Origin of the sequence: Tsukamurella soli, from assembly GCF_039541155.1 — a bacterium.
In the GTDB taxonomy this organism is placed as follows: Bacteria; Actinomycetota; Actinomycetes; order Mycobacteriales; family Mycobacteriaceae; genus Tsukamurella; species Tsukamurella soli.
Genome location: NZ_BAABFR010000014.1, coordinates 1 through 25,994, shown reverse-complemented (window position 1 = coordinate 25,994; position 25,994 = coordinate 1). Strand labels below are relative to the sequence as shown.

Here is a 25,994-nt window from a genome sequence, read left to right as displayed (position 1 = left end):
AACCGGACTGGGAGAGACACATGGCAGGCGAGACGATCATCACGGTCATCGGGAACCTGACCGCGGACCCCGAGCTCCGCTTCACCCCCTCGGGCGCGGCTGTCGCGAACTTCACCGTGGCATCCACGCCGCGCACGTTCGACCGCAACAGCAACGAATGGCGGGACGGTGAGGCGCTGTTCCTGCGCTGCAACATCTGGCGCGAGGCAGCCGAGAACGTGGCCGAGTCGCTGACCAAGGGCACCCGCGTGATCGTGCAGGGCCGCCTCAAGCAGCGCAGCTACGACGACCGCGAGGGTCAGCGACGCACCGTCGTCGAGCTCGAGGTCGACGAGATCGGTCCCTCCCTCCGGTACGCGACGGCGAAGCCGAACCGCACCCAGCGGAGCGGCGGAGGCGGTGGCGGCGGTTACGGCGGCGGCCAGGGCGGATCGCAGGGCGGGTACGGCAACCAGCCGGCCGCCCAGCAGCCGGCGCCGCGGCAGAACCAGCCGCAGGACGACCCGTGGGGCAGCGCCCCGGCAGCGGGCGGCGGTTTCGGCGGTGGCTCGGAGGAGCCCCCGTTCTGACCGGCCCGCACCACATCACCAGAAACACTTTGCATCAATAAGGAGCTACCACCATGGCCGGCAAGGGCAATGGGCGGAAGGCGCGCGTCGAGAAGACGGTCAAGGCTAAGGCCTGCACCTTCTGCAAAGAGAAGAACCTCGTCATCGACTACAAGGACACCACGCTGCTGCGTCGTTTCCTGTCGGAGCGCGGCAAGATCCGCAGCCGTCGGGTGACCGGCAACTGCGTCCAGCACCAGCGCGACGTCGCCGTCGCCGTCAAGAACTCGCGTGAGGTGGCCCTGCTGCCGTTCACGTCGACCACGCGATAAGGGGGCCTTCCATGAAGCTCATCCTCACCGCCGACGTCGAGAACCTCGGCGTGCCCGGCGATACCGTCGAGGTCAAGGACGGCTACGGCCGCAACTACCTGCTGCCCCGCGGCCTGGCGATCCTCGCCACCCGTGGCGCACAGAAGCAGGTCGAGGGCATCCGCCGCAGCCAGGAGGCCAAGCGGGTCCGCGGTATCGAGCATGCCAACGAGCTCAAGCAGAGCATCGAGGGTCTCGAGACCGTCACCCTGGCGGTCAAGACCTCGGAGTCCGGCAAGCTGTTCGGCTCCGTGACCGCGGCCGACGTCGCCGGCGCGCTCAAGGCCGCCGGTGGCCCCACCGTGGACAAGCGCATCATCGGCCTGCCCAAGGGCCACATCAAGTCGACGGGTGAGTTCCCCGTCGAGGTCTCGCTGCACCCGGATGTGCGCGCGACGTTCTCGCTCACCGTCGGCGCCAAGTAACGCCGCCGCCGGTACGCACCGGACACAGCAGATACCCCCGCGGCCGTGAGGTCGTGGGGGTATCTGCGGTATGCGCTGACTACGCGACTGCCTGGGTTACGGTGACTGCTCGGCTACGCGACGACCGTCGCGACGCAGGGCGTGGAGGTCTGCGGTGCGATCCAGGTTGCGCCGGCCCCGACCTTGATCACGGCGTTGACGGTGACGGGGCCCTTACCCGTCACGATCGGCGTCGGGTCCAGGACGGGGTTCGGACCGGTGCCGCGGAGGACGACCGTCCCGTACTTGCCGGTGGTCGTGTTGTTCCAGCTCACCACAGCGGTGCTACCGAACGTCTGGATGATCACGTCACGCTGGCCGACGGTGGCAGTGCCCGACACGGTGACCACGCCCGGGCGCGTCACGACCAGCTTCAGGGTCCACTGCACCCGGCTCTGCGTCAGCAGGCCCACAGGATCGAGGCTGGAGCACTGCCCGGTGGCGACTGTCGGAGCGCTCGGCTGCGGCCGCGGCTTGGCGGGGGCGGCCTGTGCGGCGCCGGCGCTGGCGGTGAGGGCGGCTGCGAGTCCGAGGGTCGCGGCGGCTGCGCGGGCCGCGGTCGAGAATGTGCGCATCGAGGTGCGTCCTTCCGTTCGAGAGTCGGTGCTCAGCGTACGCGCCCGCCGGTATCCGGCTCTCGGTGAGCGCAGCAAAGCATTCGTGCAGGTCCACGAGTTGGTTAGGTGACCGACAGGTGACGCATCGTGGCTGTTGGTGAACTTCCGGAAAACGACATCACGCCTCGGGGTCATGCCCGGCGCCGTGACGTCTGCTCGACACGCCCGGCTGAAAGATCGCTGCGACACGCGGAAGCATTTCATTCCACAGACGTCCACATCTCGCTGATAGCTTTGACCTGCGAACTCTTCAGAATCCGACGATCTGTCCACAGGTTCTCCCCAATGGTCCACACCGGGGTCCCCATGGCTGCCGCGTGTTCTCCACACATGCTCCACAGATCCGTCCACAGGTCCGTTTGATCGGATCCGGCGATGCGCATACCGTTCCCCGTCGTCGCCCGCGTACGCCCGATCGAACCTGTCGGAGGGTGCGGGTAGAACGTGTGACGGAGTCGAACGCGCGCTCGATCTCTGGTTCGGGTGACGGTGAGTGTGACGACGGTGGCGGCCGTGCGGTACGCCGCAGAGGCTGAGATGAAGGAGCACACATGGCGGTCGTGGACGATCGGGAGTTCTCACCGCCGGGTGCACGCGATGCCGAGCCGGCCCCCGAGGACTTCGGCCGGCAGCCCCCACAGGACATCGCTGCCGAGCAGTCGGTGCTGGGCGCGATGATGCTTTCCAAGGACGCGATCGCCGACGTGCTCGAGTTGATCCGGCCGGGTGACTTCTACAAGCCGGCGCACCAGGCCGTGTATGACGCGATCCTGGACCTGTACGGCGCGGGTGAGCCCGCGGACGCGATCACCGTCTCCGCCTCACTGGACCGCAGGGGCGAGCTCAAGCGGATCGGCGGGGCGCCCTACCTGCACACCCTGATCTCGACGGTGCCCACCGCGGCCAATGCGGGCTTCTATGCCGAGATCGTCGCGGAGAAGGCCATCCTGCGTCGGCTCGTCGAGGCCGGCACGCGCATCGTGCAGTTCGGCTACTCCGGTTCCGAGGGCGCCGACGTTGCCGAGGTCGTCGACCGCGCACAGGCCGCCGTGTACGACGTCACCGAGCGCAACACCTCCGAGGACTACGTGATCCTCGAGGAGCTGCTGCAGCCCACGATGGACGAGATCGATGCGATCGCGTCCCGCGGCGGCATCAGCCAGGGCGTACCCACCGGCTTCACCGATTTCGACGCCGTCACCAACGGCCTGCACGCCGGGCAGATGATCATCATCGCTGCCCGGCCGGGTGTGGGCAAAAGTACTCTTGCTTTGGATATCTTACGATCTTGCTCGATTGAGCACGGGATGGCCAGCGCGCTGTTCTCGCTGGAGATGAGCAAGACCGAGGTGGTCATGCGCCTGCTGTCGGCGGAGGCACGGATCAAGCTCGCGGACATGCGCTCGGGCAAGATGAACGACGACGACTGGACGCGCCTCGCGCGACGGATGTCGGAGATCTCCGAGGCGCCGTTGTTCATTGACGACTCGCCCAACCTCACGATGATGGAGATCCGGGCGAAGGCGCGGCGGCTCAAGCAGCGCCACGACCTGAAGCTGATCGCGATCGACTATCTGCAGCTGATGACGTCCGGCAAGAAGGTCGAGTCCCGGCAGCAGGAGGTATCCGAGTTCTCCCGTCAGCTCAAGCTGCTGGCGAAGGAGCTCGAGGTGCCGGTGATCGCGGTTGCACAGCTGAACCGTGGTCCCGAGCAGCGCACCGACAAGAAGCCGCAGGTGGCAGATCTTCGCGAGTCCGGATCACTGGAGCAGGACGCCGACATGGTGATCCTGCTGCACCGCCCCGACGCCTTCGAGCGCGACGACCCGCGGGCCGGCGAGTGCGACATCATCCTCGGCAAGCACCGTGCCGGGCCGACGTCCACCGTCACCGTCGCCCACCAGTTGCACTATTCACGATTCGTGGACATGGCGAAGGGGTAGGGCGCTGCTGCTGTCCTACCCGATGGCGACGCTAACCAAACGCTACTATAACGCTATGAGCGTGGTGATACGGCAGTCCGAATTGCGCAACGACAACGCGGCAGTCATGCGCCGGGTCGCTAACGGTGAGTCCTTTGTGGTGACCGTCAACGGGCGTCCCGTCGCCGATGTAGTGCCGCATCGGCGGGAGACGGGTCGGCGTCGGTTCCTTCCAGTCGCCGAAGCCGCCGCGGCCTTCGCCGCGGAACCGGTGCACGACCCTGCGGGCTGGCGAACCGACCTGGCCGCCGCCGATGAGTTCCACGGCCTCGACGTACCTACCGACCCGTTCGAGCGGCGCAGCCGTTGACCCCCGACGAGCCTCGTCGTGCCCTGTTGGACACCTCCGTGGTGATCGACTACCCGGCTGCGCAGATCGCCGACGTCGCCGACGAGGTCGCGGTGTCCGCGGTGACCATCGCCGAACTGCAATATGGTGTCGCCGTCGCGAGCGACCCGCTGACCCAGATGTCTCGGCGGCGACGTGTGCAGACGATCCTCGACCGGTTCGAGGTGCTTTCGTTCGACGCGACCACAGCCGAGTACTACGGCGCCCTGGCCGGCCTCGTGCGCCAGCACGGCCGCAACCCGCGGCCACGCCGCATGGATCTGCAGATCGCCGCGTCCGCAGTGCAACACGGCCTGATACTGCTGACCCGCAACGGCGACGACTTCACCGGCCTGCACTCCGCACTGGCGGTGATCGACCTGCCGGACCGGCCCTGAGCGACACGCGGGCAGCGCAGTACGTGATGTCCAAAAAGAGACGGGTCGAACGCCACGTCCCCAAGGGTGTTCGACGAGCGTCGGCACCTCATCTCCGCGGTGCGCGCCGCACCTACCGCTCCGGTCGCAGTCCGTCTACCTCCTATACCGGCTCTTCCGATTTAGCAGGGGCGTAGCTGTCGGGGCCCAGGTGATTCCCCGTCGTTGGGGGACGGGTGCAGGCACAGGCTATCCGACGGCGGCGGATGCGGATGCGGATGCGGTGGCCGTAGCCGATGCGGCCGAGGTGCCGGGCGAGGCGGTTGAGGCCTTCGGCGGTGGCGTTGCTTATCCGGTGACGACCGCGGCGATCAGCGGCTGCTGACAGGTGTCGACAGTGGTTGCGAGGGTGTGGATCTCGGGAACAGTGGTGTCGGCGGCGAACCGGTAGAGCACCTCGACGCCTCCCGCAACGCGCGGCGTCGGGCGGCCAGGTCGTCGACCGCGGCGCAGGCGAGGACGCCGCGCAGCAGTTCCTTGGCGATCCAGGCAGCGAAGATCTGATCGTCGGGGTCCACCCGATGCAGGCTGGTGAGCAGCTCAGACTGCTGGGCGTCAGTGAGATGCTCGGCACCGCGCAGCAGCCGGCGGCGCAGCTGCCACTCCCGATCGTGGCGGCGGCCGCGGCGCCCACGCCGGTCGCGGGTGACCCGGCGGCGGACCTCGTCGACCATCCGGTTGGCCGCAGCGGTCACGTGGAACGGGTCGATGACGATCTGCGCGTGCGGCAGCGCCTCCCGCGCGACCTTCGCATACGTGGTGGACATGTCGAGGGTGACGTACCGGATGCGCTGCCGCCAGCACCACGGCTGCGCGGCCGGCCACGCGATGACGTCGCTGCTCGTGCGACCTTCGACCTGCCCCCTGCCCGGCGCGGCCAGTCGCGTCGACGATGCAGGTGTCGAACCGATCCCGCCACACCCGCTGCCCGGTCTGCGGGTCGAGGTGCCGGCCTGGCCCGGCCGCGGCGGCGGCCTCCGCATCGAGCAGCGTGTCGTGCCCGGCGTCGCCAAGCAACTCGGTGTCGGCGCCGAGAGCGTGCGCCGCTGGGGCGCCCAGGCGCAGATCGACGCCGGGCGACGCCCCGAGACCACCTCGGCGGAGTCGGAGGAGATCAATCGCCTCAAGGCACGGGCGCTGATTGCGCCCGGCGCACCCGACCGGCCTCGTCGCGCACGATCATGGACGCGAAGGTCATCGACGTCGTCATCGCGATCGTCTTCACGGTCGCCGTCGACGGTCGCCGCAGGATGACCTCGAGAGCCTGTACGGCCGGAGGAGGATGACCGCCCTCGTCCACCGTCGGCACCTGCCCGACGCGACCCCGGGCTCGGTGGAACTGGCGATGAGATACCTTGGACTGCAGGTTATCCGGTGGTCTAAGGGAGTCCGGATCACGGTGGCGGATCCGGCAGCGACACGGGCCCGGAACTGCTGCATCGCAACTTCGGCGACACCGAACCGAACCGCAAACGGGTCACCGAATTCACCTACGTGAGGACTGAATCCTGTTGGGAATACGTGGTGTTCATCATCGGCACCTTCTCGAGGCGGATCGTGGCAACGCCCGCAGCTCCAGGAGACGTCGCGTCGATCGGGTCCGTCGCCGACGCGTACGACAACGCCCTCGCCGACATCGAGTACGCCACCGCCGGCTGGGTGAGCTGGTACGACGACGACCGCCTGCACCACAGCATCGGCCTCGTCCCACCTATCGAGTCCGAGGCCGCTACGCTACCCGCGAACTCGAGTGTCGACCCGTATAGGGACGGCACGAAACCTCAGGCGATTCACCCCTGAGGTAGTGGGAATCGCGGCAGGGCCCGAGCCTGCGTCGAGCGGGGGTGTGTCGCTCCCGATCTGGGGGCGTGTGGGTCATCGCGTAGTGATCTACGGGTTACCTCTCACAGTGGCTCACAGACCCGTCTGGACGAGTCGATGAGGCTCATCGAAATTCCCCACCTGGGTGCGACGCCGTTATAAGGGGCGTCGGCTGGGTGCGATCGCTGTTCGGTGGGTTTCGTTGCGGGCGTGGTGATCTCGCAGGCGGTAGCTGTCGCCGTCGAGTTTGAGGACGACAGAGTCGAGTTTGAGGACGACAGAGCGGTGGAGCAGTCGGTCGAGCAGGATCGGGCCGGCGAAGAACCGCCTCATCTGACGAGGACTCGGCCAGGGCCTCTGATCGGTGGCGAGGTGGCCTCGGGGTCCGGCGTATTCGGTGGTCACCGTATCCGCCGAAGTCGACGTCGTCCTACTCCTCGGATTCGTGTGTTTCGAAGAACGTGGCGACCTCGCCCGTGAGCGCTCGCACCTGCGCTGCTGTGGCCACGGTGTCGATGCCGGCGCTCGGGAGCAGGTCGGCGAGACGCTCAGCGGTCGAGATCGGGTGTGCGGGGTCGTTGATCCACGGGCGCAGCAGCACCGGTTGGTGGATGGTCATGAGGGCCGCGAGTGCCGCCGCACCTCGTGTTTCGACCAGCCCAGCCATCTGCAGGTACATCTCGCGCTGGGCTACGCGCGTGGCCCAGGCGGTGGGCGGGAGCACCAACGCGAGACAGCGGAAGCGTTCGGGTGCGCGGACGGCCGCGTGGAGCAGCGTGCCCACGCCCATCGATACGCCCACGGCATCGACTCGTTCCTCCGGCGAGACCACGTCGAGGAGGTCGAGCAGGTCTTCGGCGAGCCGGGGCCAGGTGAAGTCGTCCGGCGCGGGGTGCTTCACGGCGGAGTCGCCGTGGCCGCGCGCGTCATAGCGCACCAGGCGACGCCCGTGTCCGATCGCGGGTGACCAGTCGAAGATCCCCGAGGCGACATCGTTCGCTCGCGACGAGCCGAGGCCGTGCAGCGCGACGACCGTGGGGCCGTGTCCCTCTCGAACGTCGAAGGACAGCGTTGCTCGCCGGACCTCGAGGGTGTCCGACCACAGCTGGGTCATGCCGACACCTCTGCGCGGCCGAGCCGGCTGGGGAGCAGCACGACCTTGCCGTGCGGATTCCCAGACAGACTGAGCTGGACGGCGTCGCGCCACTGCTCGAACGGGAAGGACTTCGCGATCGGAAGTCGGAACGCTCCCTGTGCGGCCAGGGACGCATACTCCGACATCAGACCGGTCAGCGGAGTGAGGCCGGGTCGGAACTCATCGATGTTGACCCGGGCGCCGAGGGCTCGAGATCGCTCGCCACCGTCCGGCCCGCAGAGCTCACCGGATTCCCTGCCCGCTGCTCATGGTGGTCGCCGACACCGACACCATGGCCCCCACCAAGCCGGCCACTCGCATGGCCGCCCGCGCGCCGCGCGGCGAGTTGTACCGCAGCCGCCGTGGACATTACGACGTCTACCTCGGCGGCATCGACCATGCCGACGTTCTTCGGGTAGAACTGGAATTCCTCAACCGCCACGCCTCCGCCGTCGACGACGTCACCGAACCACCGACTGCCCGGCAGTCGCCACCTGTCGCAGGTCGTACCTGATTTGCGAGGAAGCCGTCACCCGTCGGCCCGGCCCGGCCCGGGTGCGCGTCACGGACATCCTCGGGTTCGGCCCGCGGGACGTCCCGTCCTTCTCGATCGGAGAGCCCGCTGAGCGAGGATGATCGACCCGTGCATCCGCCGATCATGCGCGGCGTCGCCGCGGCCTACACCCGGCACGGGGTCGGATTCCTGCGGCGCGCGATGCTGCTCGGCCAGCTGGGGGTCGCCGTCGTGTTCGCGGCCGTCGGCCCGCTGCTGACCCGACTGTTCGCGCCGGACCTGACGGTCGCGGATCTGCTGATCCTGGCCGGGCTCGCGCTCGCCATCTGCGTGACCGACATCGTCTTCGCCACCGTCGCCGTCGGCCCGCACCTGCGCACACTCGAGCAGTGGCTGCGCACGCGTGACCCCGCGACCGCTGCGACAGCGTGGCAGGCGGCCGCCGATGTGCCGTTCGCGACGCTGGGCCGCCGCCGGACGGCCTTGTTCGTCGCCGCGCTCAACGCGGCGTGGATCGTCGCGATGGTGGCGCTGCAGAGCCTTCCTGCGAGGGAGCTACCGCTGTTCGTTCCCGGAGCGATCCTGTTCTGGCTGTACTGGCTGGCACTACGGTTCATGCTCGTCGAGCAGCTGGTGCGCCCGATTCTCGCCGATATCAGCGTCACCGGCGAGGGCAGCGTCGACACCCCGGTCGCGGTGCGGATCACGCTGGCGCAGAGGCTTTTCCTCGCAATACCGGCAATCACCGTGATCGCCGGAACCGTAGTCGCGGGGGTCGTCGGCGATCACACCATCGCGACCGTCGCGATCGGTGCGGGTGTATCGATCGGGGTCGCTGTCACCATCGCCGGCGCGCTCGTGCTGTTGGTGACCCGGTCGGTGACGGAGCCGATAGCCGACCTGCGTGATGCAGCCGACCGGGTCAGCGGCGGGGACGTCGACGTGCGGGTACCGGTCACCGCTACCGACGAGATCGGCACCCTGGCACGCTCTTTCAACGCCATGGTCGCCGGGCTCCGCGAACGTGAACGTATCCGCACCGCGTTCGGCACCTACGTCGACCGCTCCGTCGCCGACCACATCCTCGCGGTCGGCGACGACTCGCTCGCCACAGGCGAGGAGGTCGAGATCACCGCCATGTTCCTCGACGTGCGAGGCTTCACGGGCTACACCGAGCACCACCCGGCCCGCGAGGTCGTCGCCATGCTGAATCGGCTGTTCGCCACCGCCGTCCCGATCATCCGTGCGCACGGCGGGTACGTGGACAAGTTCGTCGGCGACGGGCTACTCGCTGTGTTCGGCGTCCCGTACCGCCACCCCGACCACGCCGAGCGTGCGCTGGGTGCGGCGCTCGCCATCGCCGCGGCCGTCGACGCCCGCCCCGGCGACGAACCGAGGATCGGTATCGGTCTCAACTCCGGCACCGTCGTGGTCGGAAACATCGGCGGAGCAGGACGATTCGACTTCACCGTGATAGGCGACGCGGTGAACGTCGCCGCGCGCGTCGAATCCGCGACCCGACAGACCGGTGACACGGTGCTCCTGAGCGAACACACTCACCGCATGCTGCCTACACCCCGTCAGGCCACGATGGCTGCCAGGCCACTGCTTCCGCTGAAGGGCAAGACCGAACCGGTCGCGCTCTACGCGCCCGGACCATCAGGGTGAGGCCGGGTGTGCAGCAGGGCCACCCGGAACGCGCCGATCCGCAGTAGGAACTGGTGCAGGAGGGGCAGTGTGATCCGGTAGCCGAGGGGGAGTCGGCGGCGCAGTGGCTGGGGTGGTCGAGCGATGGTGGTCGACTCGACAAGGCGCAGGCCGAGTGATTCCAGGGCGCGTGGATCGTCGCAGGCCCATCCCCATCGAGCGTCCAAACCAGCCGCCTCGACGCGATTGTGCTGCATGCGCATCATGCGGCGGCTGTAGGTGTCCAGTGCGATGCCGGCGTCGGGAAAGCGGTGCGCGATCCGGGTCAGCGTGCGCCGCACGTCGTCTTCGGGCAGATAGACCAGCACGGCCTCGGCCACGAAGAGATACGGCCCCGGACTGGTAGCGACCCGGTCCATCCAGTCGTCGTCGAGTACGGACGCGGCCAAGCTGTGGCGGCGGTCGGTGTCGGCGAAGAACCGACGGCGTAGTGCGATGGTGTCGGGGAGGTCGAGGTCGAACCAGTGCACGGTGCCGTTGTCGACGCGGTCGAAGCGGGTGTTGAGTCCGGTACCGATCTCCACGACCGTGCCGTGCGGGTGCGTGTCCAGAAACGAGCGCACCCACGCGTCGAACAGCGCGGTGCGCAGCACCATGACCACCGAGCCCCGGCCGCGGTCGTACTTGCCGACCGGGAGGTCGATCGACTGCACGAGCTCGACCGCTCTCGGGTCGGATAGGAGCGGGTGTCGCTTACCCGTCTCGCGGGCGCGAGCGGCGAGCGGGATGAACAGGGTCTCTTCGGCGCCGCCGAGCTGAGCGGTGATCTTGTCGGCCATGGCCGGCTCCCTCCGAGGTCGGGCACTGCTGGTGCAGCCTCCGGTAATTAGATACACACGTATCTAATCACCACACGGGTTAGGATACAAGCGTCTCTTAAGGAGGGTGATGTCGTCGATGTCGGTTCGGTCCGGAGAGGCGGGCGGTGACGGTCGGTCACGTCGCCGCGGCGCCGTTCTGGAGCAGGCACTGCTGGACGCGGCGTGGGAGGAGTTGGCGGCGGTGGGGTACGCCGCCGTGACCATCGACGCCGTCGCCGCGCGGGCCGGGACGAGTCGCGCGGTGGTCTATCGACGCTGGCGCAACCGGCCGGAGTTGATGATCGCCGCGTTGCGCCGGCACCGCCCGATGCTCTCCGGTGAGGCGCCGGACACCGGGAGTCTGCGGGGGGATGTGCGCGCGTTGTTGACCCGCGTGGCACAGCGGCTGACCGAGCTCGGGCCGGAAACCGTCTTCGGGCTGCTCGGTGACTTCTTCGCGGACGCCGAGATGGTCTCCCGCGTCCAGGAGCATGTGCTGCATATCCAGGCAGATGTCATGGCCGCGATCCTCGACCGGGCGCGCGCGCGAGGCGAGATCGTGGCGGACGTCCCCGCGCGGGTCGCTACGCTACCGGTCGACCTGTTCCGCCACGAACTGCTCGTGCGCCGCAGCCCACCGTCGCCGCAGGCGGTCGACGACATCGTCGACCAGGTCTTCCTTCCCCTCGTCCAGCTTCCCCTCGTCCAGCTTCCCCTCGTCCAGCTTCCCCTCGTCCAGCGCCGTGACCGGTCCGGCCCACCCGGCTGAACGGATCAGGACCTGACGGCATATACCCGCCGGTGGTCAGCGCTGTTCGGTCACCGCGCTCTGCGCGCCGGCGTAGTCGTCGTCCGATACGGCGTCGTTCCAATCCGTGCCGCTGTGGGACGCGCTGGCGACGACCGCCGCGACGTGGACGGCCAAAGTCTGGGAGGTGGCTCCGTGCCAGTGCTCTACGCCCGGGTCGCAATCCACCGTCTCGCCGGCGCGGGCTGCGATGACGTCGCCGTCACGGGTGCCGACGAGCGCGATCCCCTCGAGCACGTGCAGGGTCTGCCCGTTGGGGTGCACGTGCCAGTTGGTGCGGGCGCCCGGGGTGAAATGAACGATGCCGGCCGACAGGTATGCCGGCGCGGCGGGGGCCGCGATCGGAGTGACGTACACGTCGCCGGTGAAGCGGTCGGCAGGGCCCTTGGCGGTCGGGGTGACGGGAGTCAGGTTCATCGGTACTCCTCCTGTGTTCGGGGTGATCTGTGTTCAGGGTGATATGGAACTTATGGTGTGACAAGGACTTTCAACGCACTACGGGAATCCATCGCCTGGTACCCGCGTGCGACGTCGGCCAAGGGCACTTCCGCATCGAATACTCGGCCGGGGTCGACGTCGCCGGAGAGCACGCGCGGCAGCAGGGTGTCGATGTATGCGCGGGCGGGCGCGGGACCACCGGTGAGGGTGATGTTCGGGCCGAAGAGGCTGCCGAACCCGATGGGGGCCTCCTCGTACTGCGGGACGCCTACGCGGCTGATCACGCCCCCGGCGCGGACGGTGCCGACTGCCTGTTCGTAGGCGGGCATATGCCCGACGGCCTCGATGACGACGTGGGTGCCGTCTCCGCCGGTCAGGTCGCGGACCCGCGCGATGCCCTCGTCCGACCGTTCGGTGACGACGTCGGTGGCGCCGTAGTCGCGTCCGAGGTCGGTCCGGTCGGTGTGGCGGCCCATCAGGATGATGCGCTCGGCGCCGAGTTGCTTGGCGGAGAGCACCGCCATGAGTCCGACGGCGCCGTCACCGATGACGGTGACCGTCGTGTGCGGGCCGACCCCGGCTTTGATCGCGGCGTGGTATCCGGTCCCGTACACGTCGGAGAGCGTCAGCAGCGACGGGATGAGCGGCGAGTTCTCGTCGACCGGGACGGCGACGAGGGTGCCGTCGGCGAGCGGTACCCGCAGGGCCTCGGCCTGCATTCCGGCGACATCGCCCGCATTCCAGAATCCGCCGTGGCGGCAGGAGGTCTGCAGGCCTGCACGGCAGAACTCGCACGTGCCGTCGGACCAGGCGAACGGCGTGATCACCAGATCGCCCTTCTCGATGGTGGTGACCTCGGCGCCGATGTCCTCGACGACGCCGACGCATTCGTGGCCCATCGAGCTGCCCGTCGGTGTGTCGGGCAACGAGTGGTAAGGGTGCAGATCGGATCCGCAGATGCATGCCCGCACGACGCGCACGATCGCATCGGTCGGGTCGACGATGGCGGGGTCGGGGACTTCGGTGACGCGGACGTCACCGGCGCCGTACATGAAGGTTGCTCGCAAGGGGTCTTCCTCCTCGTGGTTCATGGTCATTTCGGCGGGATTCGAGCGCAGGGGCCCGTGCCGCGTGGCGGTGAGTGCGCGTCATCCAGTCAATGCCCTACTCACCGCATGCGGGAGTGCCTGGTCTTCCGGGTACCGCCGGTACCTCCCTCGTACCCGGGCGCAGACCTACGGTGGAGGCATGAACAACCGAGACCAGGTGCGCGAGTTCCTGCGCTCACGCCGCGAGCGCATCACCCCCGCCCAGGCGGGCCTGCCCGCCTACGGTGGTGGTAATCGGCGGGTCAAGGGCCTGCGCCGGGAGGAGGTCGCGCTGCTCGCGGGTGTCAGCATCGACTACTACGTCCGGATGGAGCGTGGACACCTGTCCGGGGCCTCCGATGCCGTCTTGGAAGGCGTGGCCACCGCCCTGCACCTCGACGAGGCGGAGCGGAGCCATCTGTTCGATCTCGCTCGCGCCGCCCAACCCACCCCGGCTGGCAAGCGCAGAACGAAACCGGTCGGCGTCACCGCGGGGATCCAACAGGTCCTGGACGCGATCACCTCACCGGCGTGGGTGCGAAACGCGCGCCACGACATGCTCGCTGCGAACCGCATGGCCCGCGCCCTGTACGCCCCCGTGCTGGCAGACCCGCGGCGTCCTGCCAGCAACGCGCGGTTCGTCTTCCTCGACCCTGCGGCGCACGACTTCTACACCGATTGGGAACGCGCCGCCGACGATATCGCGGCCATGCTCCGGTCCGAGGCCGGACGCAACCCGCACGACAGGCAACTCATCGAACTGATCGGGGAGCTGTCGACGCGCAGCGAGGAGTTCCGTCGACGCTGGGCCGCCCACAACGTCAGGTTCCATCGCGCGGGGCAGAAGAAGCTCCACCACCCGATCGTCGGGAACCTCGAATTGGATTTCGAGGCGATGGAGTTTCCCTCCCATCCCGGGCTGACGCTGCTCGTCTACACCGCCCCGACCGGTACTCCCACCGCCGACGCCCTCGATCTGCTGGGCAGCTGGGCGGCTACCGAGAGCCTCGCGGAGGTCGCGGTGCAACGCGACTGACGCGGTTGCCGCTCCGGTTCGCCGACGCGGTGCTCAACGCGCATCGAATGCCCTGGTCAGCGCCGTGACGAGCCGCTGAAGGTAGTCGTCGCTCACCTCGCTGTGGGTGACGGCGAGCCGCCAGTACAAGGGGCCGGCGACCAGGTCGAGAGCGAGGTCGACGTCGGTGTCCGCCGGCAGTTCGCCCCGATCGATCGCGCGGTCGAGGAGGCCGGCTGCCTGCGCCCGGCGCGGCTCGCGTAGGGCCTCCACCAGTGACTGCGACAGCTCCGGGTTACGTGCGGCCTCGGCAAGTAGGTCCGGTGCGATCACGCCGACCAGTGGATGCGACAGAACGTCGCGCCCCGCTCGGAGGTAGGCCTCCAGGTCGGTGACGAATGCACCGGTGTCGGGCACGGTCAGGCCGGTCATCGCCACGGGCGTGACCAGACCGACGACGAGTTCCTGCTTCGAGGACCAGCGGCGGTAGATCGCCGTCTTGCTCACCCCGGCACGCTCCGCCACTGCTTCGATCGACAGCCGACCGAAGCCGACCTCGGCCAACAACGCGAAGGTCGCCGTGCGGATCGCCTCCGTCACGCGCTCACTCGGCACTGCGGCGCCTGCGGGACGCCGTCCGCCGGCTCGGGTCTGGGCCATGTCGGAGATCCTACTGCGTCGCAACGCTTGCGTATCGACGTTAGGCGACCTACGCTGAATTAGGTCGAAACGTATGCGTAGCGACGAAATCGTTTCATTGAAGGGTGCGTAGCTCATGAAGTTCCTGTTCGACGACGAGGCGTTCTCCTTCGAGACCCTGCGGACCACCGGTTTCAGTGAGTACGGCGGAGCGCAGCTCGGAGAGGTGATCGCACTCGCGGGCCGCGTGACGGATGGCGACGAGGAGAGCTGGCTGAACGAGTGGAGTGCACTCGCGCGACGCGTTCACGGCATCGCCGACGGTGCCCGCGGCGCCGGTCACCGCGTCAGTGCCCGCGAGGCGTACCTGCGGGCGTCCAACTACTACCGGACATCGGAGTTCTTCCGGCGTGCGGACCCGGGCAACGATCCGGTGGTCGAGGAGCTCTCGAGGCTCTCCCGCGAGACGTTCGCCGCCGCGGTCGCGTTCTTCGACGCTCCAGTGGAGCGGGTCGCGATCCCCTACGGTGACACGACCCTGCCGGGCTACCTGTTCCTGGTCGACGGTGACCGCGTGGCCCGGCCGACCGTGGTCTACAACAACGGCTTCGACTCGACACTGGAGGAGTCGTGGTTCGCCGTCGGCGCCGGTGCACTACGCCGGGGCTACAACGTGCTCGCGTTCGACGGTCCGGGCCAGGGGGAGGTCATCCGGGAGCAGGGTCTCGTCTTCCGCCACGACTGGGAGAACGTCATCCACCCGGTCATCGACTTCGCTCTGACGCGCCCCGAGATCAAGGCGGATGAGATCACGCTCTTCGGCTACAGCCTCGGCGCCTACCTGGTCGCTCGCGCGGCGGCATTCGATCATCGGGTGCACGCCGTGATCCTCGACGACGGTTTCCTCAGCTTCAGCGCGGCCTACGAGACGAAGATCCCCCCGGCCCTACTCGCGGCTCTCCATGGCGGGCGTGACGCAGAGTTCAATGACGCTATCGGTCGAATCGCCGCCGGCAACACCCAGGTGCGCTGGGGCATCGACAACGGCCTGTGGGTCCTCGGCGCCGCCACGCCGGCCGAGTACCTGCGCAAGGTCGCCGATTACACCCTCGAGGGCGTCGCGGACCGGATCCAGGCGCCGACCCTGGTCATGGACGCCGAGAACGACGCCTTCTTCCGCGGACAGCCGGAACGTCTACAAGCGGCGATGAGCGCCGCTCCCAGCACGGTTGTCACATTGACGGAGTACGACGGGGCCGGCGAGCACTGTCATGTCGGCGCCACCGGCTACTCCCACCAGGTGATGTTCGACTGGCTGGACGACGTCTCGGCGTCGAAGCGGTCCTGACTCGGCGACTACGGCCGGCTAAGCGCCCTTCGTGGGGCTGATGTAGCGCAGATAGAACGCGCCGAACACGAGGACGATCCCCACGTTCACCATCAGTCGCGGCCAGAAGTGGTGCCGGAACACCAGGAAGTCGACACCCACGATGACCGCCACCATTGCGATCACGGTCAGTACGATCGGTGCCTGCCGTCCCATGAGTCCGTTGTACGCCCGCGGCCACTCGTACGCTCGCGATCTGCGCACCACCGCCGCTGCTCGGAGTATCCACGCCGAGCCGGTATGCGGCGTATACCTGGTAACGACCGGACCCGACCCGAGAGGCGCCACCGATGGCTCGGCACACCGTCCATACGCGAGTCCGCGGTCCCTGGTCCCTCGCCACCAGCCGCGTGTTCTGGGAGGGCTTCACGCCCGCGGCTCTCCAGGCGAGCATCGGAGACGCCGCCGGCACGTTGCGCACCGTCTTCCGCGTCGACGCGGATTGGACGGCGGCCGCGGCCGAGGTGACCCAGGACGGGCAGACCGCGATCGTCACCGTCGAGGGCGACGGCGACCTCGACGCCGCCGCGGCGCAGGTCGCGCGCTTCCTCTCGCTCGATGTCGACGCGACCCGGTGGCCCGAGGTCGGACGGCGGGACCCCGTGATCGCCGACGCCCAGGCCCGACTTCCGGGACTGCGCCCGTGCGGTTTCCACTCCCCGTACGAGGCCGCGGCCTGGGCGGTGCTGTCCCAGCGACTGCGGGTCGTTCACGCCGCGAAGCTGCGAGCGGCGCTCGTGCGCGACCACGGCGACCAGGGCGCGTTCCCCGCGCCCGCCCGGCTACTCACCCTCGATCTCGACCTGCCCGGGCGGAAGACGGAGTACCTGCACGCGGTTGCCGACGCCGCGCTGGACGGCCGGCTCGACGGTGCGACGCTCAATGCCGCCGACCCGCAGGTGGCTGTGCGTGAGCTGCAGACGATCAAGGGGATCGGCCCGTTCGCCGCCGAACTCGTGGTGCTGCGCGGCGCGAACGCCCCGGATGCGCTGCCGCACAACGAGCGTCGCCTCGACGCCGAGATCGAGGAGAGATACGGTGCGGCGCAGACTCTCGACGAGGTAGCCGAGGCGTGGCGGCCGTTCCGGACCTGGGCGGCGGTGCACCTGCGCGCGCTGCGCGAGCAGCGCACGCATGAGATGGCCGGCCCGGGGCCCTCGGCGACCACCGATCCGCACTGAGCCTGCGGCGGCGCCTGTGTAGCGTGGCGGCCATGAGCGATTGGCGGGAACAGCGGGCGGCCACGGTGCGGTCGCTGATCACCCGGGCCGAGCCCGACGTGGTCGAGGAGAGCAAGTGGCGCAAGCCGTCGAATCCTGATGGCGTACCGACGTTCTCGCTGTCCGGGCTGATCTGCACCCTTGAGACCTACAAGGACAAGATCAAGGTCACGTTCGCCAAGGGCGCATCGCTCGACGACCCGGCCGGTCTGTTCAACGCCAGCCTCGGCGCGGGCACGCGGCGCGCCATCGACATCCACGAGTCCGACGAGCTCGACGGTGACGCGTTCGTCGCGCTGATCCGTCAGGCGGCCGACCTCAACCGCGGGTAGGGGCAGTCACCGTCGTTCGATCCAGAGCGCCAGAGCGTCGGCGGTCGTGATGTGGTCGATGCCGCGGATCGCGGCGCCGCGCAGCGGTCCGTCCTCGCCGTGGACACCGTCGACCACCGGCGGCGGCGCCTGCTTGCGGAACGCCATCAGGCCGGCGAGGTACGCCTCGTCGAAGGCGGTGACGGCCGCGTCGCGCAGCGGCGTCGCGAGCCCGCCCAGCGTGACCATGTCCGGATCGTGGATGTTGACCAGCCCGGCGATACCGCTGCCCAGCGAGGCGCCGACGGTGTCGAAGGCGCGCCGGGCCACGTCGTCGAAGCCCGTCCGACGCGCTCGGGTGATCACCCGGCGGGTGTAGGTGATGGGGTTCCGCGGAGGCCGCTCGCCGAGGAGCGCAGCGAGCGCCAGACCGTCGACGGTGAGGCCCCAACAGCCGTACGCGCCGCACGGGCACAGCCGCGTGCGGTCCCCGAACGGAACGTGCCCGTACTCGCCGGCGCCGCCGTGCGCGCCCATCGCGGGCACGCCGCCTACGATCAGCGCGCCGCCGATGCCGGCCCCGACCATCAGGTGGAGCACCGTGCCTACCCCGCGTGCCGAGCCCGTCCGCGCCTCGGCGAGCCCGGCCAGGGTCGCGTCGTTGCCGACCAGCACGGGCAGATCGACGTCGGTGGGCAGCTGGGCCGTGAGCCGCGACAGGTCGACGTCCCGCCACCCACGGGAGCTGAACTGCACCAGACGGTCGTCACTGATGGTCCCCGCCACCGACAGCGATACCGCCCGGACGCGGTCGGCGTGGTGCGCGTGGATCTCCCGAATGGCGTCGGCCATGTCGCCGAGGACCCGCTCGGGGTCTCCCTGCAGACGTGTCGCCTGCGCGTCGATCACCGGCTCGCCGCCGATGTCCGCGTGTCCCACCCGCCAGCCGGTAACGGTCAGCTCCGCTGCGATCACCAGCGGCCCGCGTGGGTGTGGCCGCAGGATCGTGGTGGGTCGGCCTCGGCCCTGGGCGGGGGCGGGGGTCTCGTCCACGACGTCGCCCTCGCGGAGGCGAGCGAGCAGCTCCGTCGCCGCCCCGCTGCGGATCCCGAGCCCCGCGGCCGCCGCCGTCCGGGTTATCCCCGGCCGCTCGCGAACCAACTCGACCAGCCTGGCCGCGGTGAGTGCGCGCGCCGACGCTGCCGGGCTCTGCTGTGAATCTCCTGACTGACGCGCCACGGTGCCGATGATCCCACTTCCAATAAACTCGATATACGAGTATATTTTCGCCCATGCTGACCACGCCGACCGGAGCCACCCGGTCCGGTGTCCGCGACAATGTGGTCGGCCTGCTGTCGCTGTCGCTCGCCACCTGTCTCGCGGTGACGACCGAGATGCTGCCGGTCGGCCTGCTGCCGTCGATCGGCGCGACGTTCGGCGTCGCCCCGTCGACCACCGGGCTGCTCGTGACCGCGTTCGCCGGGATGGTCGCAGCCTTCTCCGTCCCGCTCGCGATCGCAACCCGCCGGCTGCCGCGCAAGCCGCTGATCCTGGCGACGGTGAGCACCTACGTGGCGAGCAATGTATTGATCTCCGTGGCACCGACGTTCGCGATGGTGGCCGTCGGACGCGCAGTGGGCGGGCTGGCGCACGCGCTGTTCTTCGCGGTGGCGATCGGGTACGTCTTCCGGCTGGTGGAGCCGGGGCAGGTGGGACGGGGATTGGCGATCGTCGCGGGCGGCTCCACAGCGGGATTCGTCCTCGGTGTACCGCTGTCGACGGTGCTCGGGGCGGCGGTCGGATGGCGCGCGTCGTTCCTGGTCCTGGCCGTGGTGCTGGCGCTCGCGATCGTCGGGATCACGCGCCTCCTGCCCCCCGTGGGGAGCGGGGGACCGAGCGAGCGGGCCGAGAGTCGCACGGGTCGTGTCGATCTCGGGCTCGTGGCGTCGTCGAACATGTTGACCTTCGTAGGGCACTACACGGTGTACACCTATGTGAGCGTCGTCCTGGTCACCGCAGGTGCCCGGCAGGCGGCGATCGGCCCATTGCTGATGGTGTGCGGAGTGTGCGGGCTGGTCGGGCTGTGGTGCACGGGCCGGTGGATCGACCGCCGGATGCGGGCCACCGTGCTCGTCGTGCTCATGGCGCTCGCCGTGTCGATCCTCGGTGTCGGGGTCGCGCATCGCTGGCTCGTCGGGACCGTGATCGCCGTCGCGGCGTGGAGCGGAGCGTTCGGCGGTACACCGTCGATGTTTCAGGCCGCAGCGGGGCGGGCGGCGTCGGGCGCGCCGGAGCTGGCCGGAGCGTGGATCAACGCGACGTCCAATCTCGGTATCGCCGCCGGCGCCCTGATCGGCGGGTCGATCCTGCGGTCCGGTTCCGCCGTAGCGCATCTGACGCTGGTCGGAGCCGTCCTGGTACTGACCGGATCGGGCGTGGCGGCCGCGGCGCGGCGCGCGTTCTCCGGTGCGCTGGAAGGAGATGCACGCCGCGACGAGTCGCGCGTGCGGGAGGGGTGAGGCAGATGGCGCGAGCGATCCGGAGGACCGCTGGAGACCCCGGGGCGGAGCGTTCGGCGGCGCTCGCAGCGCACCTGGAGATCGGCCGGCCGGCAGGTGGCGAGCGCCGGGGGCAGAGCCCCGTCCGCACATTCCGCCTGCCGACCGACATGGACTGCCGCCTCGTCGACACCGCCCGCTCCGAGGGGACGACCCCGTCCGAGCTCGTGCGAAAGGCCGTCGCGGAGTATCTCATCCGCCACTCGAGCTGATCGGCGCGCGAGTCGCGCGCCGGGCGGGGACGGCGCCCGAGGCGTCAGCCGACGCGGACCGCGGCGGTGCCCAGCGTGGTGTACTCCATCGTGAATCCACCGCCCAGGCTGTCGATCGCGGCGCCCACCGCGTCCAGGATCCCCTGCAGGAGTCCGCGGGCCAGGCGGGTGAGGCCGCCCGTGGTGGGCAGCAGCGCGAGCCACTCGTCGCGCGTGTACCGCCGCTCCCAGTCGAATCGCCAGGACTGCGGCTCGTCGAACGCACCGGTCCCGCGGATCCGGTCCGCGACATCGTCGTACAGACGCCGGTACGCCTCGACTGGACGGCGCGCGGGGCCCCTGAACGGGGAGTCGGGCACCGCGGTCCGATACGCGACGGCGAAGGGCTCGGCTACCTCGGCGGGTGGCTCGAAGACGTGGCCGAACACCGCCAGCCGACCACCCGGACGCAGCACACGCGCCGCCTTGGCCGCGCCGATCTCGGGATCCACCCAGTGCCACGACTGCGCCGCCGTCACCGCGTCGAACGTCCGTCCGGCCGGTTCCCACTCCTCGAAGGTGGCCACCTCGGTCGGAATCCCACGGGACCGAGCGAATGCGGCCATCCGCGGATCCGGTTCGACACCGAGGACGGCGCACCCGGCGGCCTGGAGCTGCCGAGCGGCGATCCCCGTCCCGCAGCCGACGTCGAGCACCTCCCGGTCCGGCAGTCCGTGCACGACACGTGCGATGAGGGCGACCGGGTAGCCGGGGCGGGCCGTGTCGTAGGCCGCTGCATCGGTGCCGAAGGACTCCGCCATCGCCCGGGCGCGGTGCAGTTCGGGCGGCCGAGGAGGCTCAGGTGAGGACGCGGACACGTGCCCACTGTAGGTCCGCGGGGCCCGGCCGTCGACGGTGCCGGCCCGCGCGCATCCCGGCCCGCAGGCGACGGTGGCTACACTCGGACGGGAGTGTTCTCATTCGGCCCGGTCCTGGGCCGCCGGGACGCGTCGGCCGGGATTGGCGGGCGCGGGACCGGCACCGTCAGCCTGCGGGGTGAACCATGCCCGCGGACCAGCGCGCCGCACCAGCGGCAGGTACCGGGAGATCCATGGCCGTCCCCACATCGATCGACCTCACGCTCAGTGCCGCGCCGACCCGGGCGGCCGTGTCGGAGCGACCCGCCGGATTGGATGCGGCGCTGGACCGGCTCGGCGACGTCGTAGGCGGTAGCGACGCCGGGCATGAGCCGTACCGGGCGCCGTCGCGCGCCGACGCCGAGCTGCTGCTGACCGCCCGCGGCGACGACCTGGAACGCCTGCTCGCGGCTGCCGGCACCGTCCGCGACCGGGGCCTGCGTGCGGCGGGGCGCCCCGCGGTCATCACCTACTCCCGCAAGGTCTTCATCCCGCTCACCCACCTGTGCCGCGACCGCTGCCACTACTGCATCTTCGTGCAGACCCCCGGCAAGCTCGCCCGCGCCGGGCGGGGCATGTACATGACCGAGGACGAGGTGCTGGCCGTCGCGCGCGCCGGCGCCGAGCTCGGCTGCAAGGAGGCCCTGCTCACCCTCGGTGACCGGCCCGAGGACCGCTGGCCCGAGGCCCGCGCGTGGCTCGACGAGCACGGCTACGCCTCGACGCTCGACTACGTCGCCGCCGTCGGCCGCCGGATCCTGGACGAGACCGGCCTGCTGCCGCATCTCAACCCGGGCGTCATGAGCTGGGCCGAGCTGCAGCGCCTGCGCCCCATCGGCCCGTCCATGGGCATGATGCTCGAGACCACGTCCACCCGGATCTGGGAGACCAGGGGCGAGGCACACTACGGCTCGCCGGACAAGGACCCCGCCGTGCGGTTGCGCACGATCGAGGACGCCGGTCGCTCCCGGATACCGTTCACCACCGGCGTGCTGCTCGGCATCGGCGAGACCTACGCCGACCGCGTCGACGCAGTACTCGCGCTGCGCGCCGCACACGACCGCCACGGCCACATCCAGGAGGTGATCGTCCAGAACTTCCGCGCGAAGCCCGCGACCGCCATGCGTGGGGTCGTCGATCTCGAGACCCAGGAGTATGCGGCCGCCGTCGCCGTCACCCGCCTGCTGCTCGGGCCGGGCATGCGCGTACAGGCGCCGCCCAACCTGACCGACGCCGCCGAGCTGTCGCTGCTGATCCGTGCCGGCATCGACGACTGGGGCGGTGTCAGCCCGCTCACGCCCGACCACGTCAACCCCGAACGGCCGTGGCCGCAGATCGAGGAGCTGGCCCGCCTCACCGCGCTCGGCGGGTACGTCCTGCGCGAGCGGCTCACGGCGCATCCGCACTACCTCCGCGCGGCCCGCGGCGCGGTCGACGGGCGGGGTGCGCACGGCACGGACTGGTTCGACGACCGGCTAGCCTCGCGCCTGCTGGCGCTCGCCGACGACTACGGGCTGGCTCGGCGCGACGCGTACCTCGAATCGGTGCTGCGGCGCGCCGAGCAGGACCCCGCGGGGCTCACCGACGCCGAGTACGTCGCGCTCCTACACGCCGCGGGTGACGACCTGGAATCACTTGCGGGGCTGGCGGATCGGGTGCGGTCCGCGCGGGTCGGCGACACCGTCACCTACGCCGTGAACCGTAACCTCGACCCCACACTGGGGCTGTCCGCGGAGCGGATCGGCGAGCTGGTGGCCGAGGCCGTCGCGCTCGGCGCGACCGAGGTGTGCGCGCAGGGCCCGGCGCCCGACGGCGGCTACCTCGAGTTCGCGCGGGCCGTGAAAGCCGGTGCGGCCGCGGCTGGTTCCGCGATCCACCTGCACGCGTTCCGCCCGGCGGAGGTGCTCGACGGTGCCGGGTGCGCGGGCGTCCCGGTGGAGCGGTGGCTGGAGCGGCTGCGGGCGGCCGGCGTCGACACCGTCCCCGGCACCGCGGCGCGGATCCTCGACGACGAGGTCCGGGGCAGGCTCACCGCGGGCACGGACATCCCCGCCGACGACTGGGAGCGGTCCATCCGCGCGGCCCACGCCGCGGGGCTGCGCTCGACGGCCACGATGGTCTACGGGCATGTCGAGACCGCCGCCCAGCAGGTGGCCCACCTCCGGCGCCTGGCCCGGATCCAGGACGAGACAGGCGGATTCACCGAGTTCATCCCCATGCCGTGGCTGCCGATCGAGTCGCCCCTGCCGGTGCCGGGGGCCCGTCCCGGTCCGAGTCTGCGGGAGTCGCGGGCGGTGCACGCCGTGGCGCGGATGATGCTTGCGGGTCGGATCGATCACATCCAGGCCGCGTGGACCAAGCTGGGGTTGCGGGCCGCGCAGCTCGTATTGGCCGGCGGCGCCGACGATCTCGGTGGTGTCCTGCTGGACGGCGCGCTCGATCCGCACGCGGGTCCCGAGCAGGGGCGGCAGCTCACCGTCGACGACGTGACTGCGCTGGCCGACGGGCTGGGCCGGCCGGTGCGGCAGCGCACCACCGTGTACGGCGAGATCCCATGAGCAGTAATCGGATCCACGACGTCGTGATCGTCGGCGCGGGAATCGCCGGGCTCGGCATGGGGATCCGGCTGGCGCGCGCCGGTCGCGACGACTTCGTGATCCTCGAGCGCGCCGACGATGTGGGCGGCACGTGGCGGGACAACGTGTATCCCGGTGTGGCATGCGATATCCCGAGCCACCTGTACGAGTACTCGTTCCTGCCGAAGGCCGACTGGGCGCGGCGCTTCGCCACCGGCGGTGAGCTGCACGAGTATCTCCGCGCCGCGGCGCGCGACGAGGGCCTCCGGCCGCACCTGCGGCTGGACACGCCCCTCGACGGTGCCCGGTGGGACGCCGACGCACGGTGCTGGCGGCTCGAGACCGGCTCGGGTGGGCTCGCCGCCCGAGCCCTCGTGCTGGCGGCCGGGCGGCTCAGCGAGCCCCGGATCCCCGTCGTTCCCGGGTTGGACACGTTCGTGGGCAACGCCTTCCACTCCGCGCGCTGGCGCGCCGGCTCGCTCGCCGGGCTCCGCGTGGGTGTCGTGGGCACCGGCGCCAGCGCCGTGCAGATCGTTCCTGAAGTGGCCCGCGAGGCGGCGTCGGTGGTCGTGTTCCAGCGCACCCCCGCCTGGGTCCTGCCCCGCGGCGACCGCGCCTACGAGGCGGAGGAGCCTCGTCCGACCCGCGCGGCGCTGAGCGCGGAGGCGGAACAGCTGTTCGCCGCCCGCATCGCCGACTCCCGGCCCGCGGCGGCGCTCGAGGCCCGCGCCCGCGAGCATCTGCACCGCCAGGTCGCCGACCCCGGGCTGCGGGCCCGCCTGACCCCCGACTACGCGATCGGTTGCAAGCGTGCGGTGTTCAGCGACGACTACCTCCCCGCGCTGCAACTGCCGCACGTGACGCTGGAGCCGACCGAGCTGGCGGCGGTCGAGCCGGGCGCTGCCGTCGCGGCCTCCGGGGCCCGGCACGCGGTGGACGTCCTGGTGTTCGCCACCGGATTCGAGACCACGAGGCCGCCGTTCGCGCGGCTCGTGACGGGCCGCGGCGAGACCCTCGCGCAGCACTGGGCGCACGGGATGACCAGTCACGCGTCCACGGTCGTGAGCGGGTTCCCCAACATGTTCGTTCTGGACGGGCCCAACTCCGCGCTGGGCCACCACTCGGCCTTCGAGGTGATCGAGGCCCAGATCGACTACGTCCTAGGCGCTCTGGAGTACATCGCCGCCGGGCTACGCCCGCTCGAGGTGACGGCGGCGGCTGAGGCGGCGTACACCGCCCTCATCGACGAGCTCGCCGATCGCACCGTCTGGAAGCGCGGCGGCTGCGCCAGCTGGTACCTCGACGAGGACTCCCACCGGCTCACCCTGCTGTGGCCCGAGCGTGCCGGGCTGTTCCGACGGGTCAACGGCACCTTCGACCCGCGGCCGTTCGAACCCGCTCCGTGCGGGCTCGGCCCGTGCGACGCCGATCCCGCTGAGATCGGCGCCCGCGTCCCCGTCTGAGCCAGGCCGGTACCGTCACGGGCATGGCAGAGATCGGCTTCGTGTCGTCGCTCGAGCAGTTCTCCCCCCGAGAGGCGGTGGAACTCGCCACGGCGGCGGGCGAGCACGGCTTCGACGGGGTGGTGGTGGCCGACCGGTTCCAGCCGTGGCTGCCCGCGCACGGGCACGCGTCCCACGTATGGACGGTCGCCGGCGCGCTGGGGGAGCGGACCGCCGGCTGGGTCGCGGTATCCGCCGTCCCCGGCTACCGCACGCACCCGGCGTCGGTGGCGCAGGCCGCCGCGACCGCTGCATCGCTGCACCCGGGCCGCCATCGCCTGCTGCTGTCCTCCGGCGACGCGATCGACGAGCACGTGGTGGGCGCCTACTGGCCCGAGGCGGCGGAGCGCGCGGAGCGGCTGTTCGAGGCGCACGAGGTGATCCGCAAGCTGCTCGGCACCGTCCGGCGCGGCGCCGACGTGCGGCACGCCGGCCCGCACTTCCGGCTCGAGGGCAGCCGGTTGTGGGCCGACGGTGACGCCCCGCCCGTGCAGATCTGGGCCGGCGGCCCGGTCACCGCCCGCCGGGCCGGACGGGTGGCGGACGGCATCGTCGTCGAAGTCGGAGGCCAAGCGGTCTTAGGAAGACAACCACTAGTCCCAACTCCTTGGCTCACAGAA

At 70.2% G+C, this 25,994-nt stretch carries 29 protein-coding genes and 1 pseudogene; 19 read left to right on the top strand and 11 right to left on the bottom strand.

What is annotated here, in order from left to right:
* The first annotated feature begins 20 nt into the window (after positions 1-20).
* The 3 genes from ABD908_RS06540 to rplI are packed head-to-tail and all read left to right on the top strand — an operon-like array spanning position 21 to position 1,344.
* A complete protein-coding gene (locus tag ABD908_RS06540; protein WP_344992617.1) occupies positions 21-569 on the top strand; it encodes a single-stranded DNA-binding protein in 549 nt (182 codons plus the stop codon).
* A 53-nt stretch (positions 570-622) separates the two neighbouring features.
* Complete coding sequence (rpsR, locus tag ABD908_RS06535; RefSeq protein ID WP_344992614.1) at positions 623-880, top strand: 30S ribosomal protein S18; 258 nt, start codon at positions 623-625, stop codon at positions 878-880.
* 11 nt (positions 881-891) lie between these two features.
* A complete protein-coding gene (rplI, locus tag ABD908_RS06530) occupies positions 892-1,344 on the top strand; it encodes a 50S ribosomal protein L9 (RefSeq protein ID WP_344992612.1) in 453 nt (150 codons plus the stop codon).
* 113 nt (positions 1,345-1,457) lie between these two features.
* Here the strand turns inward: rplI and ABD908_RS06525 are convergent, their stop codons facing one another.
* A complete protein-coding gene (locus tag ABD908_RS06525; RefSeq protein WP_344992609.1) occupies positions 1,458-1,958 on the bottom strand; it encodes a hypothetical protein in 501 nt (166 codons plus the stop codon).
* A gap of 593 nt (positions 1,959-2,551) precedes the next feature.
* Between ABD908_RS06525 and dnaB the strand changes: the two genes are divergently transcribed.
* Genes dnaB through ABD908_RS06510 form a run of 3 tightly spaced genes read left to right on the top strand, consistent with a single transcriptional unit; the run spans position 2,552 to position 4,708 of the window.
* A complete protein-coding gene (gene dnaB / locus ABD908_RS06520) occupies positions 2,552-3,943 on the top strand; it encodes a replicative DNA helicase (RefSeq protein ID WP_344992606.1) in 1,392 nt (463 codons plus the stop codon).
* Between the two features lie 55 nt (positions 3,944-3,998).
* Positions 3,999-4,292 carry a type II toxin-antitoxin system Phd/YefM family antitoxin gene (locus ABD908_RS06515; protein ID WP_344992603.1) on the top strand — a complete coding sequence of 98 codons (294 nt, stop codon included), beginning with the start codon at positions 3,999-4,001 and terminating at the stop codon, positions 4,290-4,292.
* Positions 4,289-4,708 (top strand): type II toxin-antitoxin system VapC family toxin, encoded by a 420-nt coding sequence (locus ABD908_RS06510; protein WP_344992600.1) that lies wholly within the window; start codon positions 4,289-4,291, stop codon positions 4,706-4,708. Before ABD908_RS06515 ends, ABD908_RS06510 begins: the two co-directional genes overlap by 4 nt.
* A 350-nt stretch (positions 4,709-5,058) precedes the next feature.
* Here the strand turns inward: ABD908_RS06510 and ABD908_RS06505 are convergent, their stop codons facing one another.
* Positions 5,059-5,730 (bottom strand): transposase, encoded by a 672-nt coding sequence (locus ABD908_RS06505; protein WP_425584347.1) that lies wholly within the window; start codon positions 5,728-5,730, stop codon positions 5,059-5,061.
* Between the two features lie 22 nt (positions 5,731-5,752).
* Between ABD908_RS06505 and ABD908_RS27600 the strand changes: the two are divergent.
* Together ABD908_RS27600 and ABD908_RS06495 are read left to right on the top strand one after the other, a co-directional pair.
* A pseudogene (locus ABD908_RS27600) lies at positions 5,753-5,875 on the top strand (IS3 family transposase); the annotation flags it as partial.
* A gap of 429 nt (positions 5,876-6,304) precedes the next feature.
* Positions 6,305-6,547, top strand: coding sequence for a hypothetical protein (locus tag ABD908_RS06495; protein WP_425584346.1), 243 nt, complete (start codon positions 6,305-6,307; stop codon positions 6,545-6,547).
* 451 nt (positions 6,548-6,998) lie between these two features.
* Here the strand turns inward: ABD908_RS06495 and ABD908_RS06490 are convergent, their stop codons facing one another.
* Both ABD908_RS06490 and ABD908_RS06485 read right to left on the bottom strand, forming a co-directional pair.
* Positions 6,999-7,682, bottom strand: a complete 684-nt coding sequence (locus ABD908_RS06490) for an alpha/beta fold hydrolase (protein ID WP_344992597.1) — start codon at positions 7,680-7,682, stop codon at positions 6,999-7,001.
* A complete protein-coding gene (locus ABD908_RS06485) occupies positions 7,679-7,849 on the bottom strand; it encodes a zinc-binding dehydrogenase (protein ID WP_344992594.1) in 171 nt (56 codons plus the stop codon). Before ABD908_RS06485 ends, ABD908_RS06490 begins: the two co-directional genes overlap by 4 nt.
* A gap of 122 nt (positions 7,850-7,971) precedes the next feature.
* On the opposite strand from ABD908_RS06485, the gene ABD908_RS06480 reads away from it, so the two are divergent.
* On the top strand, positions 7,972-8,217 hold the full coding sequence (locus tag ABD908_RS06480) for a hypothetical protein (RefSeq protein WP_344992591.1): 246 nt from the start codon (positions 7,972-7,974) through the stop codon (positions 8,215-8,217).
* Positions 8,218-8,346: 129 nt separating this feature from the next.
* Positions 8,347-9,885, top strand: a complete 1,539-nt coding sequence (locus ABD908_RS06475) for an adenylate/guanylate cyclase domain-containing protein (RefSeq protein WP_344992588.1) — start codon at positions 8,347-8,349, stop codon at positions 9,883-9,885.
* Here the strand turns inward: ABD908_RS06475 and ABD908_RS06470 are convergent.
* Positions 9,861-10,703, bottom strand: a complete 843-nt coding sequence (locus ABD908_RS06470) for a class I SAM-dependent methyltransferase (RefSeq protein ID WP_344992585.1) — start codon at positions 10,701-10,703, stop codon at positions 9,861-9,863. The two genes, ABD908_RS06475 and ABD908_RS06470, sit on opposite strands and share 25 nt — an antisense overlap.
* Before the next feature lie 118 nt (positions 10,704-10,821).
* Here ABD908_RS06470 and ABD908_RS06465 point away from each other — a divergent pair, with 118 nt between their 5' ends.
* On the top strand, positions 10,822-11,493 hold the full coding sequence (locus ABD908_RS06465) for a TetR/AcrR family transcriptional regulator (RefSeq protein ID WP_344992582.1): 672 nt from the start codon (positions 10,822-10,824) through the stop codon (positions 11,491-11,493).
* A 36-nt stretch (positions 11,494-11,529) separates the two neighbouring features.
* On the opposite strand, the gene ABD908_RS06460 is transcribed toward ABD908_RS06465, so the two are convergent.
* On the bottom strand, positions 11,530-11,949 hold the full coding sequence (locus tag ABD908_RS06460) for a (R)-mandelonitrile lyase (RefSeq protein WP_344992579.1): 420 nt from the start codon (positions 11,947-11,949) through the stop codon (positions 11,530-11,532).
* Positions 11,950-11,999: 50 nt separating this feature from the next.
* A complete protein-coding gene (locus ABD908_RS06455) occupies positions 12,000-13,037 on the bottom strand; it encodes a zinc-binding dehydrogenase (protein WP_344992576.1) in 1,038 nt (345 codons plus the stop codon).
* A gap of 181 nt (positions 13,038-13,218) precedes the next feature.
* Between ABD908_RS06455 and ABD908_RS06450 the strand changes: the two genes are divergently transcribed.
* A complete protein-coding gene (locus tag ABD908_RS06450; RefSeq protein ID WP_344992573.1) occupies positions 13,219-14,094 on the top strand; it encodes a helix-turn-helix domain-containing protein in 876 nt (291 codons plus the stop codon).
* Between the two features lie 33 nt (positions 14,095-14,127).
* On the opposite strand, the gene ABD908_RS06445 is transcribed toward ABD908_RS06450, so the two are convergent.
* Positions 14,128-14,733, bottom strand: coding sequence for a TetR/AcrR family transcriptional regulator (locus tag ABD908_RS06445; protein ID WP_344992570.1), 606 nt, complete (start codon positions 14,731-14,733; stop codon positions 14,128-14,130).
* A 115-nt stretch (positions 14,734-14,848) separates the two neighbouring features.
* On the opposite strand from ABD908_RS06445, the gene ABD908_RS06440 reads away from it, so the two are divergent.
* Complete coding sequence (locus tag ABD908_RS06440; protein ID WP_344992568.1) at positions 14,849-16,060, top strand: alpha/beta hydrolase family protein; 1,212 nt, start codon at positions 14,849-14,851, stop codon at positions 16,058-16,060.
* Positions 16,061-16,078: 18 nt separating this feature from the next.
* Here ABD908_RS06440 and ABD908_RS06435 read toward each other — a convergent pair whose 3' ends face one another.
* The gene (locus ABD908_RS06435) at positions 16,079-16,255 is read right to left on the bottom strand and encodes a hypothetical protein (RefSeq protein ID WP_344992565.1); all 177 of its coding nucleotides are present in this window, start codon (positions 16,253-16,255) and stop codon (positions 16,079-16,081) included.
* A gap of 134 nt (positions 16,256-16,389) precedes the next feature.
* On the opposite strand from ABD908_RS06435, the gene ABD908_RS06430 reads away from it, so the two are divergent.
* Both ABD908_RS06430 and ABD908_RS06425 read left to right on the top strand, forming a co-directional pair.
* Positions 16,390-17,280, top strand: a complete 891-nt coding sequence (locus ABD908_RS06430) for a DNA-3-methyladenine glycosylase family protein (RefSeq protein WP_344992563.1) — start codon at positions 16,390-16,392, stop codon at positions 17,278-17,280.
* Between the two features lie 32 nt (positions 17,281-17,312).
* Positions 17,313-17,651 carry a DUF1801 domain-containing protein gene (locus tag ABD908_RS06425; protein ID WP_344992561.1) on the top strand — a complete coding sequence of 113 codons (339 nt, stop codon included), beginning with the start codon at positions 17,313-17,315 and terminating at the stop codon, positions 17,649-17,651.
* A gap of 6 nt (positions 17,652-17,657) precedes the next feature.
* Here ABD908_RS06425 and ABD908_RS06420 read toward each other — a convergent pair whose 3' ends face one another.
* Complete coding sequence (locus tag ABD908_RS06420; protein ID WP_344992558.1) at positions 17,658-18,869, bottom strand: ROK family protein; 1,212 nt, start codon at positions 18,867-18,869, stop codon at positions 17,658-17,660.
* A 53-nt stretch (positions 18,870-18,922) separates the two neighbouring features.
* Here ABD908_RS06420 and ABD908_RS06415 point away from each other — a divergent pair, with 53 nt between their 5' ends.
* Complete coding sequence (locus ABD908_RS06415) at positions 18,923-20,149, top strand: MFS transporter (RefSeq protein ID WP_344992555.1); 1,227 nt, start codon at positions 18,923-18,925, stop codon at positions 20,147-20,149.
* Between the two features lie 5 nt (positions 20,150-20,154).
* Positions 20,155-20,400, top strand: coding sequence for a hypothetical protein (locus tag ABD908_RS06410; protein WP_344992553.1), 246 nt, complete (start codon positions 20,155-20,157; stop codon positions 20,398-20,400).
* Positions 20,401-20,444: 44 nt separating this feature from the next.
* Here the strand turns inward: ABD908_RS06410 and ABD908_RS06405 are convergent, their stop codons facing one another.
* Positions 20,445-21,257 carry a class I SAM-dependent methyltransferase gene (locus ABD908_RS06405; protein ID WP_385923064.1) on the bottom strand — a complete coding sequence of 271 codons (813 nt, stop codon included), beginning with the start codon at positions 21,255-21,257 and terminating at the stop codon, positions 20,445-20,447.
* A gap of 233 nt (positions 21,258-21,490) precedes the next feature.
* Between ABD908_RS06405 and cofG the strand changes: the two genes are divergently transcribed.
* Both cofG and ABD908_RS06395 read left to right on the top strand, forming a co-directional pair.
* Positions 21,491-23,854 carry a 7,8-didemethyl-8-hydroxy-5-deazariboflavin synthase CofG gene (gene cofG / locus ABD908_RS06400; protein WP_344992550.1) on the top strand — a complete coding sequence of 788 codons (2,364 nt, stop codon included), beginning with the start codon at positions 21,491-21,493 and terminating at the stop codon, positions 23,852-23,854.
* Positions 23,851-25,335: a flavin-containing monooxygenase gene (locus ABD908_RS06395; RefSeq protein WP_344992547.1), complete on the top strand. Its 1,485-nt coding sequence runs from the start codon at positions 23,851-23,853 to the stop codon at positions 25,333-25,335. The genes cofG and ABD908_RS06395 overlap by 4 nt, the downstream gene beginning before the upstream one ends.
* Positions 25,336-25,994 lie beyond the last annotated feature (659 nt).

Coding starts and splice junctions, on each gene's coding strand:
- ABD908_RS06540 (WP_344992617.1), top strand. CDS start 21: ATGGCAGGCGAGACGATCATCACGGTCATCGGGAACCTGACCGCGGAC.
- rpsR (WP_344992614.1), top strand. CDS start 623: ATGGCCGGCAAGGGCAATGGGCGGAAGGCGCGCGTCGAGAAGACGGTC.
- rplI (WP_344992612.1), top strand. CDS start 892: ATGAAGCTCATCCTCACCGCCGACGTCGAGAACCTCGGCGTGCCCGGC.
- ABD908_RS06525 (WP_344992609.1), bottom strand. CDS start 1,958: ATGCGCACATTCTCGACCGCGGCCCGCGCAGCCGCCGCGACCCTCGGA.
- dnaB (WP_344992606.1), top strand. CDS start 2,552: ATGGCGGTCGTGGACGATCGGGAGTTCTCACCGCCGGGTGCACGCGAT.
- ABD908_RS06515 (WP_344992603.1), top strand. CDS start 3,999: ATGAGCGTGGTGATACGGCAGTCCGAATTGCGCAACGACAACGCGGCA.
- ABD908_RS06505 (WP_425584347.1), bottom strand. CDS start 5,730: ATGCGGAGGCCGCCGCCGCGGCCGGGCCAGGCCGGCACCTCGACCCGC.
- ABD908_RS06490 (WP_344992597.1), bottom strand. CDS start 7,682: ATGACCCAGCTGTGGTCGGACACCCTCGAGGTCCGGCGAGCAACGCTG.
- ABD908_RS06485 (WP_344992594.1), bottom strand. CDS start 7,849: ATGTCGGAGTATGCGTCCCTGGCCGCACAGGGAGCGTTCCGACTTCCG.
- ABD908_RS06480 (WP_344992591.1), top strand. CDS start 7,972: ATGGTGGTCGCCGACACCGACACCATGGCCCCCACCAAGCCGGCCACT.
- ABD908_RS06470 (WP_344992585.1), bottom strand. CDS start 10,703: ATGGCCGACAAGATCACCGCTCAGCTCGGCGGCGCCGAAGAGACCCTG.
- ABD908_RS06465 (WP_344992582.1), top strand. CDS start 10,822: ATGTCGGTTCGGTCCGGAGAGGCGGGCGGTGACGGTCGGTCACGTCGC.
- ABD908_RS06460 (WP_344992579.1), bottom strand. CDS start 11,949: ATGAACCTGACTCCCGTCACCCCGACCGCCAAGGGCCCTGCCGACCGC.
- ABD908_RS06450 (WP_344992573.1), top strand. CDS start 13,219: ATGAACAACCGAGACCAGGTGCGCGAGTTCCTGCGCTCACGCCGCGAG.
- ABD908_RS06445 (WP_344992570.1), bottom strand. CDS start 14,733: ATGGCCCAGACCCGAGCCGGCGGACGGCGTCCCGCAGGCGCCGCAGTG.
- ABD908_RS06440 (WP_344992568.1), top strand. CDS start 14,849: ATGAAGTTCCTGTTCGACGACGAGGCGTTCTCCTTCGAGACCCTGCGG.
- ABD908_RS06435 (WP_344992565.1), bottom strand. CDS start 16,255: ATGGGACGGCAGGCACCGATCGTACTGACCGTGATCGCAATGGTGGCG.
- ABD908_RS06430 (WP_344992563.1), top strand. CDS start 16,390: ATGGCTCGGCACACCGTCCATACGCGAGTCCGCGGTCCCTGGTCCCTC.
- ABD908_RS06425 (WP_344992561.1), top strand. CDS start 17,313: ATGAGCGATTGGCGGGAACAGCGGGCGGCCACGGTGCGGTCGCTGATC.
- ABD908_RS06415 (WP_344992555.1), top strand. CDS start 18,923: ATGCTGACCACGCCGACCGGAGCCACCCGGTCCGGTGTCCGCGACAAT.
- ABD908_RS06410 (WP_344992553.1), top strand. CDS start 20,155: ATGGCGCGAGCGATCCGGAGGACCGCTGGAGACCCCGGGGCGGAGCGT.
- cofG (WP_344992550.1), top strand. CDS start 21,491: ATGGCCGTCCCCACATCGATCGACCTCACGCTCAGTGCCGCGCCGACC.
- ABD908_RS06395 (WP_344992547.1), top strand. CDS start 23,851: ATGAGCAGTAATCGGATCCACGACGTCGTGATCGTCGGCGCGGGAATC.